This window comes from Leptospira ellinghausenii, assembly GCF_003114815.1.
GTDB classification, from domain to species: domain Bacteria; phylum Spirochaetota; class Leptospiria; order Leptospirales; family Leptospiraceae; genus Leptospira_A; species Leptospira_A ellinghausenii.
In genome coordinates this window covers 328582-344855 of record NZ_BFAZ01000006.1, presented here as the reverse complement: position 1 = coordinate 344855, position 16274 = coordinate 328582, and the positions used below count along the sequence as shown (strand labels likewise).

12 protein-coding genes are annotated in these 16274 nt (G+C 38.9%); 6 read left to right on the top strand and 6 right to left on the bottom strand.

Annotation, left to right across the window (positions count from 1 at the left end; translation table 11 throughout):
* Positions 1 to 993 (top strand): L-threonylcarbamoyladenylate synthase, encoded by a 993-nt coding sequence (locus DI076_RS06920; protein ID WP_108959217.1) that lies wholly within the window; start codon positions 1 to 3, stop codon positions 991 to 993.
* A gap of 74 nt (positions 994 to 1067) precedes the next feature.
* On the opposite strand, the gene DI076_RS06915 is transcribed toward DI076_RS06920, so the two are convergent.
* Positions 1068 to 2702 carry a S49 family peptidase gene (locus DI076_RS06915; RefSeq protein WP_108959279.1) on the bottom strand — a complete coding sequence of 545 codons (1635 nt, stop codon included), beginning with the start codon at positions 2700 to 2702 and terminating at the stop codon, positions 1068 to 1070.
* 41 nt (positions 2703 to 2743) lie between these two features.
* On the opposite strand from DI076_RS06915, the gene uvrA reads away from it, so the two are divergent.
* Both uvrA and DI076_RS06905 read left to right on the top strand, forming a co-directional pair.
* Positions 2744 to 5635 carry an excinuclease ABC subunit UvrA gene (gene uvrA / locus DI076_RS06910; protein WP_108959216.1) on the top strand — a complete coding sequence of 964 codons (2892 nt, stop codon included), beginning with the start codon at positions 2744 to 2746 and terminating at the stop codon, positions 5633 to 5635.
* Between the two features lie 5 nt (positions 5636 to 5640).
* A complete protein-coding gene (locus DI076_RS06905) occupies positions 5641 to 6639 on the top strand; it encodes an acyl-CoA dehydrogenase (RefSeq protein WP_108959215.1) in 999 nt (332 codons plus the stop codon).
* A gap of 51 nt (positions 6640 to 6690) precedes the next feature.
* Here DI076_RS06905 and DI076_RS06900 read toward each other — a convergent pair whose 3' ends face one another.
* From DI076_RS06900 to DI076_RS06890, 3 genes are read right to left on the bottom strand one after another with little or no spacing between them, the layout of a single operon-like run.
* Positions 6691 to 7677, bottom strand: coding sequence for a cation diffusion facilitator family transporter (locus DI076_RS06900; RefSeq protein WP_108959214.1), 987 nt, complete (start codon positions 7675 to 7677; stop codon positions 6691 to 6693).
* The gene (locus DI076_RS06895; protein ID WP_108959213.1) at positions 7670 to 8734 is read right to left on the bottom strand and encodes an OmpA/MotB family protein; all 1065 of its coding nucleotides are present in this window, start codon (positions 8732 to 8734) and stop codon (positions 7670 to 7672) included. The genes DI076_RS06900 and DI076_RS06895 overlap by 8 nt, the downstream gene beginning before the upstream one ends.
* A complete protein-coding gene (locus tag DI076_RS06890) occupies positions 8721 to 9392 on the bottom strand; it encodes a hypothetical protein (RefSeq protein ID WP_245918309.1) in 672 nt (223 codons plus the stop codon). The genes DI076_RS06895 and DI076_RS06890 overlap by 14 nt, the downstream gene beginning before the upstream one ends.
* Positions 9393 to 9478: 86 nt before the next feature.
* Between DI076_RS06890 and mgtE the strand changes: the two genes are divergently transcribed.
* Positions 9479 to 10882, top strand: coding sequence for a magnesium transporter (mgtE, locus tag DI076_RS06885; RefSeq protein WP_108959211.1), 1404 nt, complete (start codon positions 9479 to 9481; stop codon positions 10880 to 10882).
* A 63-nt stretch (positions 10883 to 10945) separates the two neighbouring features.
* On the top strand, positions 10946 to 11581 hold the full coding sequence (locus DI076_RS06880) for an LA_2219 family laminin/E-cadherin/plasminogen-binding protein (RefSeq protein WP_108959210.1): 636 nt from the start codon (positions 10946 to 10948) through the stop codon (positions 11579 to 11581).
* 41 nt (positions 11582 to 11622) lie between these two features.
* Here the strand turns inward: DI076_RS06880 and DI076_RS06875 are convergent, their stop codons facing one another.
* Both DI076_RS06875 and DI076_RS06870 read right to left on the bottom strand, forming a co-directional pair.
* Positions 11623 to 12594: an LEA/WHy family protein gene (locus DI076_RS06875; RefSeq protein WP_108959209.1), complete on the bottom strand. Its 972-nt coding sequence runs from the start codon at positions 12592 to 12594 to the stop codon at positions 11623 to 11625.
* A 33-nt stretch (positions 12595 to 12627) separates the two neighbouring features.
* Positions 12628 to 13398, bottom strand: coding sequence for an exodeoxyribonuclease III (locus tag DI076_RS06870; protein ID WP_108959208.1), 771 nt, complete (start codon positions 13396 to 13398; stop codon positions 12628 to 12630).
* A gap of 50 nt (positions 13399 to 13448) precedes the next feature.
* Here DI076_RS06870 and DI076_RS06865 point away from each other — a divergent pair, with 50 nt between their 5' ends.
* Positions 13449 to 16274, top strand: a complete 2826-nt coding sequence (locus tag DI076_RS06865; protein WP_108959207.1) for an adenylate/guanylate cyclase domain-containing protein — start codon at positions 13449 to 13451, stop codon at positions 16272 to 16274.

The following is a 16274-nucleotide window of genomic DNA, read 5'->3' as shown; positions in this document are numbered from 1 at the left end:
ATGAAAACACTTATCTCTTCGGATGTTCGTTTGCTTGCGGACCTCATCCGAAAGGGAGGAGTAGTAGTTTTTCCTACAGAAACAGTATTTGGGATCGGTGCTTCTAGTTTTAACGAAGAGGCCTGCAAACGTATCTACAAAATCAAAGGGAGACCCAGTGACAACCCTCTCATTGCTCATTTTTCTTCCATTGAAGGCATCAAGTCTGTATGTGAAGTGAGTGAAGTTGCCGAACGATTGTTATGCGAATTTGCACCAGGACCCATTACACTTGTCCTTCCTAAAAAAAATCCCAATATTTTTCCAAAAGAGATGCCAACCCTTGCGGTTCGGATTCCAAAGAATCCAGTCATCCGTGAGTGGATTGAGGAATGTGGCTCACCAATATCCGCACCTTCTGCCAATTTATCGGGAAGACCCTCTCTAACTCGTATGACTGATGCTCTACGTTATTTTGATGGGATTGTGGATGGAATTTTAGTGGCTGAGGAACCAAATTTAGGAATCGAATCTACTGTGGTTGGGTTGTATGAAGATCCTCCGGTTTTGTTACGGCCAGGTTCCATAGAGTCAGACCAACTCAAACTTTTTTTGCCAAATTTGGTTTTGCCAAATGTAATTACAAAAAGTGGAGAGTTTATTCCACCTAGTCCAGGGATGAAGTACAAACACTATTCTCCCCAAGCGCATGTAAAACTCCTTCCTTCCGAAACATTCGTTTCGGAGTTTCTCCAATGTGGGAAGGATTCCAAAACAGCTTGGATTGGTTTTTCTTTTGGACCAACGGTGGACGACGACAAGCCAACGCATAAAATCGATCCCATTAGAATGAAACTGGTTTCTTCTAACTGGGAATATAGCTCTGCACTCTATGCTTTTTTTGAATCTTGTGACCAACTGGGTATGGAGACTATCTATTGTGAAGAACCTAGGGAAAAATCAGGCAAAGAAGGCCTTCTCAATCGTTTGCAGAAAGCCTCAGAAGCGAACTAAGATCTGATCCGTATATTTCCTTGCGGATCTCCATCTAAATTTGATTGGAAATCCGATTCTATTTCTGAAGAGTTTTACCTTCTGTTTTTCCAATGGAGTTTGGTATGAGAAAGAAGAGACACCTCACCAAGAGATTCCAAAAGCTTTAATTCAGTGAATAGTCCACCGAGTAATGGAATTTTATTTTTTAGATTGTAGGCTGGCAATTCTTCGGTAACATAAATCGCCTTTCCACCTAACTTCTCTTTGACATGTTTGATTGCATCGAGTAGTCCACCAAGTGAATCGACAATCTTATTTTCCGTTGTCGGTAAATACACCCTTCCCATTCCAATTTTAGGTAGGGTCTCAAGGGAGATATTCCTACCTTCCGAAACTCGGCGGTAAAACAAGGCTTCTATTTTTTTGATTTGGGATTCTAAATACAAAATACTTTGTTTGGAAAGTGGTTGGAATTCGGAATGGATGTCCCGGAAAGGATAAAAACCAACAGCTTCCTTATTCAATTGAAACTTCTTGTATAATTTTTGTAAATTAGCTCGGATGCTTACAGCACCAATGGAACCTGTAATGCATACAGGGGATGCAGTGATATGGTCTGTGGCAGTTGCTATATAATACCCACCACTTGCTACTGTATCTTTAAAGTATGCAGTCACTAATTTTGTTTTTTTTAATTCTAAGATTTCTTGGTGGATTTGTTCGGAATAAAAAGCCGAACCTCCAGGAGAGGAAATTTCTAAGATGACGGCTTTGGTTTTTTTATCTTCAGCTAATGCCTGTAGTGTGGGAATCAGAGAAAAGGCTTCAATTTTACCATTTTCTCTATTTTTATGTAAGTAGTCTCCACCAGTAATGTTTCCATCAATTGGCAGTACAACTACTTCCAATTTTCTCTTTGGAATCAGTGAAAAATCTTTTACGGCTTGGTAAAGAACGGGGAAACTAGGAGAATAAAGTTTTCGATCTTCACTAAAAAATTCAGTTTCAGTTTTTATCCCTTGGATGACACCTGCGGAAATCAAATCATCTGCGGATAACATCGGTTTGTAAAAAAGGGCTTCTAAGGATTTTTTTCCGCCTGTGAGAGCTTCTAAAATCACGGCACGTAGATTTAGAATGAGTGATTCTAAATTCTTTTTTGCCTCTTTTGAAAATTCGCCGCGAGTAAAACTTTCTGCAAAGGACTTATAGGGGCCTGAGGCAAAGGCCTGCACTTCAATTCCCCATGTTTTTAAGAATTTACCAAAAAACATAGGTTCGGCGCTCGGTAGCATCAAAGTAAATTCGGATTCCGGAGCGAGGAAAGTTTCATTTGCGACTGTGAGTAACAGTAATGTTCCAAGGCCACCTTCTTTGGCAAACATCCGAATGGTTTTCCCAGAATCCCGGATGGCCATTAGTTCGTTTCTGATTTCATAAAACTCAGAAAGTGTCCATTCTAATGGAGGCAAATTGATATCAAGTGATTTGATTTTTGGATTTTTTCGGATGGTTGCGAGTAATATGAGAAGTTCCAATCTTGTGATGGTTTCTTCTTTCCCTTGCAGTTTTTTGACAAAATAGGATTTGTATGAGTCCTCAAACCTAGGTGGCATTTCCAATTCATACACTTCACGGCCTCTTTGGAAAAGGAGGCTTAGACGTAGATAGATTAAGTACAAAAGGCGAAAGGGCAAAAAAAGAATCAAAAAAAGAATTCGAAACACAGGCAGTCCTCTTCCTTCCATTCCTTAAAATTCTTTCCAGAATGAAAGAGGAAAACAAGCTATCCGATGTGGATTCCTTTATTCGTATTCGTGGCGCTCGTGAACATAACCTAAAAAACCTAAACCTCGACATTCCGAGAGACAAACTTGTGGTCATCACTGGTCTTTCGGGTTCTGGGAAGTCATCTCTTGCTTTTGATACCATCTATGCAGAAGGGCAACGGAGGTATGTGGAATCCCTTTCCAGTTATGCCAGACAATTCCTCGGTCAAATGGAAAAACCAGAAGTAGACCAAATCGAAGGTTTAAGTCCTGCCATCTCCATCGAACAAAAAACCACTCACCGTAACCCTCGTTCGACGGTGGGAACGGTCACAGAAATTTACGATTATTTACGTTTGTTATACGCTCGAGTTGGAAAACCCCATTGTCCAAAATGTGGAACGGCGATCTCCAGTTTATCAGTGGACCAGATCACAGACAGGATCAATATTTTCCCCGAAGGGACCAAATTACAGATCCTTGCGCCTGTCATCCAAGGGAAAAAAGGAGAACACAAAGAAGTCCTGGAACGTTTCAAGAAGGAAGGTTTCAATAGGGTTCGTGTGAATGGAGAAGTGTATTCTCTCGAAGATGAGATTCCTTTAAAGAAAAACTTTAAAGCTGACATCGATATTGTTGTGGATAGGATTGTAATGAAACCTGGGATCCAATCTCGATTGTCGGACTCTGTGGAAACCGCATTAAAAACTGCTGATGGAATTGTTGTTGTAGAAGACGGTGAAAAAGACCATCTCTTTTCCCAAAAACTTTCCTGTCCTAAATGTGATGATGTCAGTATCCCTGAGCTGACACCTAGACTTTTTTCCTTTAACTCTCCGTTTGGTGCCTGTTCCAATTGTGATGGCCTTGGTGCCTTACTTGAGTTTGATGAAGCACTCCTTGTGACAGATAGAGAAGCTTCTCTTGCAGAAGGTTGTATCGAAGCTTGGGGTGGTTCTAAATCCAATTCTTATTGGTATATGGCCACCATACAGGCGTTATCCAAAAAATTGAAATTTAATTTAAATACTCCATGGAAAGATTTATCAGAAAAAGTAAAAAATACAATCCTTTATGGTGATTCTTCCATCCATATTGATTATGATTTTCGGGGTGCCAATTCTCATTATGAATTTTCTCGTAATTATGAAGGTGTGATTCCAAATCTAAAACGCCGATACAAAGAAACCAAATCAGATTCCATGCGCCAATGGTTTGAATCCTTTATGACAAACCATGATTGTGATGAGTGCCATGGAAAACGACTTCGGAAAGAAGCACTTGCTGTTAAGGTGCAAGGGATTGGGATTGATGCCTATACGGGTTTTTCCATTGAAAAGGCACTTGAATTTACAAAACAATCAGAATACAAAGGTGCAGAAGACACTATCTCCAAACCCATTCTAAAAGAGATCTTACAAAGGTTACATTTCTTAAATGATGTGGGAGTCGGATATCTGAATCTCAGTCGTTCTGCAGGTACTTTGTCTGGGGGAGAGATGCAACGAATCCGCCTCGCCACTCAAATTGGATCTCGGCTTATGGGTGTTCTTTATATCTTAGATGAACCGTCCATTGGCCTCCACCAAAGAGACAATACAAAACTTGTACAAACCTTAAAGGGACTTCGCAATTTAGGAAATACTGTCCTCGTCGTGGAACATGACAAAGAAACCATGGAAGAAGCCGATTTTATCGTGGATATGGGGCCTGGTGCTGGTGTCCACGGTGGGGAAATAGTTGCTTTTGGAACTCCCGAACAAATCAAAAAAGACAAACATTCGGTTACTGGAAAATTTTTATCGGGTGAGAAACGAATCTCCATGCCAGAAACAAGAAGAACTGGGAATGGGAAATTTTTAAAAATCAATGGCGCTTCGCATAACAACCTAAAGAATATTGATGTATCTATTCCGCTTGGAACTTTAACTGTTGTTACAGGAGTTTCTGGTTCTGGAAAATCCACTTTGATCAATGAAATTCTCTATAAGGAACTGGCAAGTTCCGTGATGGGAATGAAACTTGTTCCCGGGAAACATAAAAAAATATTAGGGAAAGAACAAATTGATAAGGTGATTAACATTGACCAGTCGGCCATCGGAAGGACACCACGGTCTAATCCAGCCACTTATACTGGTCTTTTTACCTTTGTGCGTGAACTCTATAGTGGGTTAGAAGAAGCAAAAGTAAGGGGATATGGGCCCGGTCGTTTTAGTTTCAATGTGGCTGGTGGAAGGTGTGAAAAATGTGAAGGAGATGGGATCTTAAAAATTGAAATGCATTTCCTTCCAGATATTTATGTGGAATGTGAAGTATGTAAAGGCAAACGATACAACCGCGAAACATTGGAAGTAAAATACAAAGGGAAAAATATTTCCGATGTTTTGGATATGACCGTGGAAGAGGCAGTTGTGTTTTTTGAAAACATTCCGAATCTCAAACGAAAATTAGACACCCTTATGGATGTAGGTCTTGGGTACATCAAACTTGGACAAGCAGCCACAACCTTTTCGGGAGGGGAAGCACAAAGGATCAAACTTTCCACAGAACTTTCAAAACGCCCAACAGGAAAAACTCTCTATATTTTAGATGAACCAACAACAGGTCTCCATTTTGAGGATATTGAAAGGTTATTGTCCGTATTGCAGGTATTAGTGGATAAAGGAAATTCCATGGTCATTATTGAACACAATTTGGATGTGATCAAAGCTGCTGATTACATCATCGACATTGGTCCAGAAGGGGGAGATGGTGGTGGTGAAGTCATTGCCACAGGAACTCCGGAAGAGGTAGTGACCGTCAAACGTTCGTTTACGGGTCAATACCTGAAAAAAGTTTTAGAAGAAGAAAAGGTTCTTGATGCCAAACAGGCAAAGAAAAAGGGAAAATAAAATTCGTGAGTGAGTCTCCTTACCATTTATTAGCCAAATATGGTGAAAAAGATTCAATTTATCCAAAAGCAGTAGCTGAAAAAAAAGGTTTTTACCGCAGTTGGAAACCATATCTGTTTGCTACTGGTTTTTATGATTTCCTCTTAGGAAAAGAATCGTATCTCGAATTTCAAAATAAGATTTCGATACTTGCAGAAGAACCCAATGGAGTTTCTCTTGCGCTCTCTTGTATGGTTGAGGTGAATGTAGCAGGAGGGATTCTCCTTCATTCCCAATATGCAAGTCCTGGTTCCCATTTTTTATGGGATGCATTTATGGGGGTGACACCTACAATCATTTTATCTGTTGGAGTGAGTGAACCTGGATTTGAGGGAAAAATAAAAAAATTACAATCGACAGTTGTGTCAAATAGACTAACAGGAATTAAGTCATTTGTGACAAATGGGGGCGAAGCAAATTTTGTATTTTGGGTTACAAAATCGGAAACTGTAAATCCAGTTTACATTGTTCCCATTCCGAAAGAAACAAATTATCCTTGTGTGGTCACAAAAGAAAGTTTCCATACAGACTTTACTCCACAAGTCAGCCATTTGAAAATACAAGTAAGGGACTTACCACTTTTGCCTGGAAGTTTACTGATCGAAGATTATGGTGAGTTAGGATTGGAATTAAGACTCAAAGAATTGTGTTCGCTTGTTTCCCTTCTTATCGGAAAAACTAAGGAATTATCTAAAAAAGATTCCGATCTCAATTGGGAACGAATCAAACTCATCCAGTGGAGAGAATCCTTTCTCCTTGGTTTCCAAGGAAATCCCACAAAAGACAAATTACTGGAAGGTTTTCCCTATCCAATTTTACCAGTTTTGTTATCCGTTAAAAACTATTACAAACTGGAAAGGCTTGAGGAATTAAAAACGATTGATCCTGATTGGCAATTATTTGTCTGGGAAGATTCCTTAACCAAATACCTCACCCAATTGAAAAAACGAAACCAAACTTCCTAACTTTCATTAACATGACAAAGTTAGGAGGTTAGGTAATGAGTATCCCAAGAATCAGTGTTTGTGGGTGTGACCTTTTAATTTATTTTCTGTATGGTCAAAAGAATGACCATGTTCATGCCCGTGATGACCAAATTCTCTTTCTGATTCTCGGACTGAAAGAGTTTCCAATTTTGAAAGGACACTGGCGGAAACTATTTCTACGGAAACAAAGGGAACTCCAAACTCTTCCTTTAAGACTTTGTGAATTTCGAAAGTGATTTTATCACGATTTGCATTGTCTTTTACGGAAACTTGGATTTCGACCGAAAACACTCCTGAGGTGAGTTTCCGAATTGTCGTTTTAGGTACGGATTCTATTCCTTGCAAAACCTGTATATGTTCTAATAGATGTTCTTTGTCAAAATCACTTGTGTCAGCTTCGATTAAAATTTGGATCGATTCTTTGACGATACCGTAAGATGTTTTTAAAATAAAAAGACCAAGTAAAATGCTTAGAATACTATCGATCTGTTTTACACCTGTAAAATGAATGAGGAGTGCACCAAAAATCACAGCCAAAGTCCCTAGTAAATCACTTAACACGTGTAAGTATGCTGATTTTAAATTTAAGCTTGTTTTACTCACTCCGACAAGTAATCCCGCTGAAATCATATTAATTCCAAAACCAATGAGGGAATACATTAGCATTGTATCCGCCTCTACATCCGCATTCCCATAATACCGTATGTAACTTTCATATAAAATGAATAGTGCGATCACGATAAGAAGTAGTCCGTTTAAAAAAGCGGCAATGACTTCAAATCGATGGAAACCAAAAGGGTATTTTTTGTTAGGTTTTTTGGCTGCAATGATAAGGGCAAAAAGGGAGATGATATGAGCGAATACATCTGTAAAAATATGGCCTGCATCGGCAAATAGAGCTAAACTCCCACTTTCCTTAGAACCAACCCATTCAATAAAAAAAATCATCACCGACAAAATGCCGGAGAGACTTAAAAAGAAAATGAGCTTACGCCTTTTTGGCCTTTGGTTAGTCATTGTTTCCACCCAAGGAACTGGTTGCTCTTGGAATCACAACTATATCTACCCGGCGATTGAGTGCTTTGTTTTCTTTAGTGCTATTGGGAACAATGGGTTGGTGTTCTCCGTATCCGGCACTTGAAAAGTTTTTTGGGTTAAGGTTTTTATTCTGCAAAATGAATTCTAATACAGATAACGCCCGTTCGCTGGAAAGATGCCAGTTGTTTCTGAATTTTGTTTTGATGGGAACATTGTCAGTATGGCCTTCCACAACAATGTAGTTTTCAGGATAAGCAGCCAAAATTTCTCGTATTTTTTCAATGGCGGGGAGAATTGCGGGTTTTAATTCGGATGATCCACTATCAAAAGAAATTTTGTCATCTATGTTAATGATGAGTTTGTTATGAAATCGTTTGAGACGAATTTGTCCGGATGTGATTTCTTTTGCGAGTTTTTCTTCAAATTCTTTGGTTTGTTCCGAAAGCCTTTCCAATTCTCGTTTTTGTTCTTTGGTAAGTTTCCGTAAATTGGCTAGTTCTTCTTCTAAATTGCGAATCCTTTCTTTCAGTTCATCCATTTTGGATTCGTATGTTTCGCGGAGTTTTTGTTCCTTTTGAAGGCACTCTCTTTCTTTTTCTTCTAATTTACGTTTGAGAGATTCAATTTCTGCTCTATCTTTTTCTTCTCGTTTTCTGTTTTCTTCTGCCAGTGTACGTTCTTTGTCGGTTCCTTTTTTCTCTAAACTTCGAAGGCGCATATCGTAATCGCGGAGTTTATCGGAATATTCATCTTGTTCTTTGGCACGATTCCGTTTTTCCAATTCTAAATCTTCTGTTAGGTTTCGAATTTGGGATTGCAGGTCTTTTTTTTCCTCTTCTAATCGATTGAGTTCATTTTGGTGTTGTTTGCGAATGTCAGCAAGTTCCAATTCCAAAGCATATTTTTCTTTGTAGATTTGGTTGTATTCATAGGGAAAGTACACCCAATCGGCGTACAAATTCTCCGGTGTAACAAACCAAAGCGAAAGAAGAATGACGGTAAATGATGGGAAGAGGTGACGTTTATTTAGAATCATCGAAACTATCCTCTAAATTTACCTTTGGAAGGCTAGGTGCTTCCGTTTTGATTCGTTCCCAATCGGATAACCTTCGTCTAGCATCCGATTTTTTCTCAGCATACTGCGTTTCATAGATTTCTTTTTTTACATATTCAGGATCAGCAGGAGTTTTTCCCTGTGATTCTTGGAACTTAACTGCAATTTCTGATCGTACTAACTCGAGTTCCGCGATCATCTCGCCGAGTGCCGCTTCCTTCATCTCCAGATATGCTTTATCTTCTTTTTCTTTTTGAACCCAAGTTTTGTATCTGGTTTCTTCTTTTGCCCTTTCTAATTCAAACATCTGGCTTTCTTCAAGGTAACGTTTGGAAGCGGCAGAGTCTTCTTTTAAAGTAAAGTAGGATTCCTTGGCACGTTTGAGATCTCTTTCTGCTGCATGTTTGTTTACCTTGGCTTGGGAAATTTTGATTGCCTGAGATGTCAGTGCATTTGCCTTTCTTTGGTTTGTGACTTCATTATTGAGTTTGATGATTTTTTCAGTGAGGATCTTAGTAGCATTCTTTTGCTCTGCATTCATCACTTCTTCCCGTACATATGCATCTGGGACTTTGTTTAGTTTTGGTTCAAATAAGACACATTGTGAAAAAACTAGGATGAAAAAAAGATTCGTTTTCAAAAAAGGAACTCGTGCCGACATAGGATATAGCCTATGCTTCACGTGACATAACCGTCAATTGGAAAATTCAGGAAATCCGCTGATTTATGGAAGAAGAAAGAAAGAAAGAATCCGAATTCCGAATCAAAATCGACAGAGAAAGTGATTCCTATGAAGAGTTTGTCGAACAAATCAAATCTTCCATTGAAGCAAAAGACCAGTCCCATCTTAAGTCACTGCTTGATGGGGCTCACCCCGCAGACGTTGTCACCTTATTCAAAGATTTAGAACGAGAAGAAGAGTTATACCTCTTCCGATTGTTATCAGTCGAAGACCAAGCCTATTCCCTCATCAAAATGGAAGAGGAGACACTCGAGTCTTTTTTAGAAGAACTCTCAGTGGATGAAATCTCAAAAACTCTGAGCCATATTGAAACTGATGAAACTACATATTTATTGTCATATCTTCCAGGTGCCAAACGAGAACTTGTATTAGCCAATTTGAGTAAAACCGATAGTTTCGAAATCAGGTCCCAACTTGGATTTCGGGAATACTCTGCGGGTCGACTCATGTCAAAAGACTTTGCGACAGTGACCATTACAGACAATGTCCGAAAAGGGATCATCAATGTCCGAAAAAAGGCAAAAGAAATCGAAGACATCTATCAGATTTATGTAACTAATGAAGATGGAGTTTTGGAGGGATTTATCCCTTTAAAGGATTTGTTTCTCACACCCATCAATACTAAAATTGCAAAGATCACAAACTTCTCCATCATCGCTTTCCATTATGATGTGGACCAAGAGGAAGTAGCCAATACATTCAAAAAATATGACTTAGTGAGTGCAGCAGTAACTGATGATTTAGGACGGATCATTGGTCGTATTACTGTAGACGATGTGTTAGAAATTGTGGAAGAGGAAGCGTCGGAAGATATCCTCCTCATGGCAGGGGTTTCGGAAGATGAAAGGTTGTCGACGCCCATCTTACAATCGGTTAAACGTAGGATCGTTTGGCTCAATGTGAATTTACTAACTGCTTTTGTGAGCTCGAGTGTGGTTGCCTACTTTGAAGATACCATTTCGAAAATAGTTGTCCTTGCGACACTCATGCCTATTGTTGCTGGTCTTGGTGGAAATGCAGGAACACAATCTGTAACAGTTGTGATTCGAAATATTGCAACAGGTGATTTGTCCTTTTCCAATTGGTGGGATGCGGTTCGGAAAGAATTCACAATTGGTGTTCTGAATGGATTGGCACTCGGCACTGTTACATTTAGTATGATTTACCTTGTGAAAGGGAACTTAACTTTGGCTCTTGTTGTGGGTACAGCGATGCTCGTCAATATGATGGTTGCTTCCCTTGTTGGCTCCCTCGTTCCCATATTACTGAAAGGAATGAAAATTGACCCCGCCATTGCCTCTTCCATTTTTGTGACAGCAACAACGGATGTTTGTGGGTTTTTCTTTTTCTTGGGACTTGCCACGGTGTTTGCAAAATATTTGGTTTAGGGATTCTCCTTTTTCCCTTAAATTTCTTGCCAGGGGAAGAAACCACCAAATACTGATGTGCAAATGAAATTTTCGTTTCACTCCGCACTTTTTTTCCTTCTTTTCGCCCTTGTTTATTGCCAATCCACGAAAGATTCCTCTCAATCAAAGCAGGAAGAACCAAAAACGGAAACAACAATCATAAAAGAAATCCTTCCACCACCAGGTGGCGAAGGAGAAGTGATCCTGAATGAAAGAGGGGAAGAGGTCCAAAACCATACAGGAGAAATTCCCTTTTTCCAGAAAAAAAGCGAACTACCTTTAGAAGTATTCCGTGTTTATATTGCTTCCGATTCTTATATGGTGAGACAGATCCGTTATACGGATAAAATCCGCAGGAAAGCCGATTTAGGTGGGGACGAACTCTCAAAAGAAGAAATGAAAAAATACGATCTATTGAGCTTTGTCGATGATGGAATCATTTCCATTGGGCTCAATACCGTCACAGGCAAATTGGAATCCATAGCCTTTGATAGAAGGGTGCCTCGCATCAATGACATTGCTAAAATCATTCAAAATGATGCCTCTCGCTTTAATTATGAACATGCATCAAAAGATGGAACACCCATCATCACAAGATTTCTTGTTACCTACCAAATCCGTTTGCACCCTGGAAAAACCAGGGATGAAATCAAACAGATGTTACAGAAGAAAAAATAATTTTTTTAAAGAATTTAAATTAAATTATAAAAAGGAAAGGTTTACCATTGGAACTTTCCTTTTTTCTCATAGGAAAAGGGAATGTTTTCTCGGATGTTTGGAACAAGTAGGCCTGAGTCTCCTTTCAGTTGGTACAAAGCTTCTTTCGATTGAATGGTTTTGTACAATGAGGAACCAATGGATGCAATTGGGAACTGATTCGAAACTTTAACTGTCGATTCTTTTCCTGAATTGATGATTTCTTTTGGAGATCCTGTTAGGAAATTTTCGCCCGCCAACTGTAAATTGTATTTTAAATCAGTAAGATTCAGATTCGCTGCTGCTTGGTTTGAAAAAACAAAATCAAATTCCGTTTTTAAACTTAAATTTAGCCCAGCTAATCCTGCTTTGGCGGCAGAGGTAACAGGCGTTTTTGATCCACCGAGTAATCCTTTTAAAAAATTTGTAGTGGTTCCAACCATGGTCTCGGTATTCGATGCACTCAAAATTTCTGATTCCGTTGGCATTAAAATTTTGAAATTTCGAATTTCCACATCGGGTAAAACTGCAGGGATTTCTTTTTTTTGGACAAATGGAAAACTAACCGAATCCTTTCCTAAAAGTTGCCACTGTTTGGGAATGGCCACTTTCATATTCCCTTCCGCACTCACTTCTAACATGGGTTTTGTGGGGAATTTTTTATACAATTGGACTAAGTCCGTATATTTTAATTTTACTTCTAATGGAAGGGTTTTGGTTTTTTTTGCTTCAATGATTCCCAAATCTGTTTTGATTTGAGACAATTTCATTCCTTCAATTTTGATATCCATATCCAAAAAAGAACTGGGAAGGGAAACAGGGTAAGGATTGGTAACTGATGTTTCTACACCAAGGGTGATGTCTGTAAATGTAATTTGTTTGATATGAAGGGATTCAAAGGAAAATTCAGGTGTTGGGATTTTGTCTTGGAGGACACCAAGGACAGAACATTGTATGTGTAAAAAAAGGGGAATGAGAAATAGGATACGTTTCATGAGAGAAGAATTGATCCGAAAATAAACATTCTGTCAAGAGAATTGGACCTCGAGAACCACGGGAGCATGGTCTGACATCACAGGTTCTTTTGCAATTTTAGAGGTTAATAATTGAACAGACTTTGATTTTGTTACAAAAAAATAATCTATCCTCCAACCTTTATTGTTTTTCCTCGCCTGGAACCTGTAGGTCCACCAAGAGTATTCATCTTTTGTCTCTGGGTGGAGTGTTCTAAAACAGTCGAAAAAACCTAAGTTTAAAAAATCGGTCATCCATTTCCGTTCTTCAGGTAAAAAACCTGAATTTTTTTCATTCCCTTTTGGGTTATGGATGTCCATTGCCGTATGGGCAATATTCACATCACCGCAAACAAGGAGTGGTTTTTTCTTTTTTAAAAATGGTTTTGCGAGTGCCATAAATGCATCTAAAAATTGGTATTTGATCTTTTGGCGTTCTTCTCCACTCGTTCCTGAGGGAAAATACAAATTCCAAAGGTAAAACTCATCAAATTCCAAAAAAACAGAGCGACCTTCTGAGCGAAAAATCCCATCTCCATACCCAATGGACACTGATTTTGGTTTTCGTTTGGTCAAAACTGCGCATCCACTGTATCCAGGTTTTTCTGCAAGACAGAAATAAATTTCATAACCCAGCTCCTGGAACTCGTTCCTAACAATTTCTTTTTCGGGAGCCTTCGTTTCTTGGAAACAAATCATGTCAGGATTTTCGTGACGTATAAATTCGAGTAATCCTTTGCTGAGACTGGAACGAATTCCGTTGCAATTTAACGTGATGATTTTCATCTAGAAATGAGATCGATTGAACGCCTATTTAAGTCGATACTAAAAACAGTATGTTAGAAATTTCTGCCGAAATTCCGTTCCTTAGAACGTCCAAACTCACATTTCTTGTCTGGGATGAAACTCCTGGAAGTTTAGAATCATGGAATGGGGACGACGGGATTACTATATTCTTCCAAACACGAAGGACAAGGGAATTGGAGTTCCGTTTTGGGCCACCTCCATGGGGGATTCAATTTCCTAACAATCGATTTGAATACCCTTATGTATCCATTCATCAGATATCATCTAATAAGTATTTGGCGAAAGCACTATCTACTGCAAGTGAAGGAAAAAATCTTTTTGTTATTTATCCTAAGTCTTCGGAAACTGAAGTAAGGTCTGTATTTGCAAGACTTGAGTATTTATATGATGATCGAATTTCACCTGATCGAATTTCTCATAAATTTGGACTGACAGGAAAAACCAGTTCCATACCTGAAATTGTCAGTGGCAAAACAAAAGAAATTGAAACCAAGGTTTTATCTTTCCCACCTTTGGAACTTGTTGGCAGTTCAGGGAAAACGAAAATTCGTCAATTGGAATTAACAGGTGTGAGTGTGGGTGAGAATGGTAGTTTGAATGGACACCAACATACGGAATCACTTTTACCAAATTCAGAAACTATATCAGAAAAAGAATCGGTAGTAACGGAAGTGGAAACCGATCCCAATCACCCATATGATTTGATTGAATCCTCATTTGCAACTGATGGAGAGGATTTCCCATCAAATACAGTGAATCCAAAAGATGGAGAGCACTCGTTAGGCGAAGTGCCATCAAAAGGAATCAAACCAAATCCAGAATCGAAAGATAAAAAATCAGAAGAGATCGAATCTGATATTCCTATTGAATCCAATGTAAATACAAAGTTTTCTCTACAATTAAAGATGATGGGAGTGATTAGCCTACTGTTTGTATTATCAGTGGCCAGTATCATTATTTTTGCTTCCTTTTATTTTAAACGTTCCATCGAACTCCAGTTACGTGATAATAATATTCGAATTGCGGAAATCATTGGGTCCAAAGTAAAATCAGATATTTTAGGTGTTGTGGAAAAAGGTCGCCAAATTGCCATCACTCTCACCACCCAAGGACTCCCTGAAGAAGATCGAAAATTACTCCTCAAAACTTTTTTCCAAAATGATAAGGAATTTATCTATTTAGGTATTTTTGAAAAGAGGGACAACATCCTCGTGATGAAACGAGAGGTGTTTAATGAAGAAGAACTTAAAAAAAGTGCCGTCACGGAAGATGATTTTCATGCAGTTGTCAACAGAAACCGCGATGCATTAGCAGAAGCCTTTAATGGCCAAGCCGTTCTCCTCAATTCAAGTCCCGGATTTGTCGAGCCATCCTTTGCTATTGCCATTCCCACAGCAGAAAATGGTGAGTTAGACAATGCTCTTGTCATCATTGTCAAATTAGATAAAATTATTGGAGCATTTTCCAAAAAGGGAATTGAAACAACATTTTTAGTGAATGGTTCTGGAACGGTTCTTGCTCATCCAAAAGAAGACTTAGTGCTTGCCGCAACCGATTTAACAACAATGCCCATCGTCAAAACGATGCTCACGAGTGCACCAAGCACAGGCCAGATGAGTTATCAAGATGAGGAGTTAGGTGGTTCTTATTTAGGTTCCTTCCAAAAAATTGGATTTGCTGATGCAGGTGTCATCACGATAGTTTCAGAAGAAAAAGCGTTTGCAGATGTTTACAAAAGCCAAAAAACAAACCTTTACATCGCAGGGATTGGGTTGTGTTCCGCTCTTATTTTTGTGTTTTTCTTCTCAAAAACGATTACAAAACCCGTATTGCAATTGTTAACTGCTACGCTTGAGATTGCAAAAGGTAATTTTAAAATTGGAATCAAACCTACAACCCAAGATGAAGTGGGTTTATTAACAAAATACTTTATCGATATGGGTCAAGGTTTAGAAGAAAGAGAAAAGGTTAAAAACATCTTAGGAAGTATGATTGATCCGGTTGTGGTCCAGGAAGCCATGGTTGATCTAGCTGCTTTAAAACGTGGATCAGAAACTCATATCACAGCTTTTTTCTCAGACGTTGCTAGTTTTTCTACAATTTCCGAACAGTTAAAAAGTGCTGATCTTGCTGCACTTCTGAATGAATACCTATCAGCAATGACTCTTCTTTTGAAAAAACACGAGGGTGTTTTGGACAAATACATTGGAGATGCGATTGTGGGGATCTTCAACGCGCCAGTACCAGTCGTTGACCATGAGTTGAAAGCTGCAAGAGCCAGTGTGGATATGGTTTTGAAATTACAAGAGTTACGGGATTATTGGACGGCAAATGATCTTTATTCCAAAGAAACACAAGTGATGGATGCAAGGATTGGACTTAATTCTGGCCCAGCAAAGGTTGGGTTTATGGGAACCGATGCACTTGCCTCTTATACGATGATGGGTGATACCGTCAATTTAGCTGCACGACTCGAAGCAGCTGGTAAAGATTATGGTGTGAACATCCTTATCACAGATCCGATTCGTGAAAAAATCCAAGAAGAAATGATTACGAGGTATGTGGATTTAGTTCGTGTGAAAGGTAAAAACGAACCAGTTCGTATCCATGAATTGGTAGGGTATAAATCCCTTGTAACTCCAAATGTAGTGGAAGCAGTTCAATTGTATGAAGCTGGTTTTAAAGAATACCTAAATCAAAATTGGGCAAAAGCGATCCAGTTGTTTCACGATTCAGAAAGAAGTAAAGGTTCAAAAGATAAATCGAGTCATATGTTAATCGAACGATGTGAAGAATACAGTCTCAGTTCCCCTGGAAAAGATTGGGATGGGGTGTTTACGAGGACACATAAATAA

Bases quoted from the DNA above. Each gene is read 5' to 3' on its own strand.
- DI076_RS06870 (WP_108959208.1), bottom strand. From the start codon at position 13,398: ATGAAAATCATCACGTTAAATTGCAACGGAATTCGTTCCAGTCTCAGC.
- DI076_RS06920 (WP_108959217.1), top strand. From the start codon at position 1: ATGAAAACACTTATCTCTTCGGATGTTCGTTTGCTTGCGGACCTCATC.
- mgtE (WP_108959211.1), top strand. From the start codon at position 9,479: ATGGAAGAAGAAAGAAAGAAAGAATCCGAATTCCGAATCAAAATCGAC.
- DI076_RS06865 (WP_108959207.1), top strand. From the start codon at position 13,449: ATGTTAGAAATTTCTGCCGAAATTCCGTTCCTTAGAACGTCCAAACTC.
- DI076_RS06900 (WP_108959214.1), bottom strand. From the start codon at position 7,677: ATGACTAACCAAAGGCCAAAAAGGCGTAAGCTCATTTTCTTTTTAAGT.
- DI076_RS06880 (WP_108959210.1), top strand. From the start codon at position 10,946: ATGAAATTTTCGTTTCACTCCGCACTTTTTTTCCTTCTTTTCGCCCTT.
- DI076_RS06895 (WP_108959213.1), bottom strand. From the start codon at position 8,734: ATGATTCTAAATAAACGTCACCTCTTCCCATCATTTACCGTCATTCTT.
- DI076_RS06875 (WP_108959209.1), bottom strand. From the start codon at position 12,594: ATGAAACGTATCCTATTTCTCATTCCCCTTTTTTTACACATACAATGT.
- uvrA (WP_108959216.1), top strand. From the start codon at position 2,744: ATGAAAGAGGAAAACAAGCTATCCGATGTGGATTCCTTTATTCGTATT.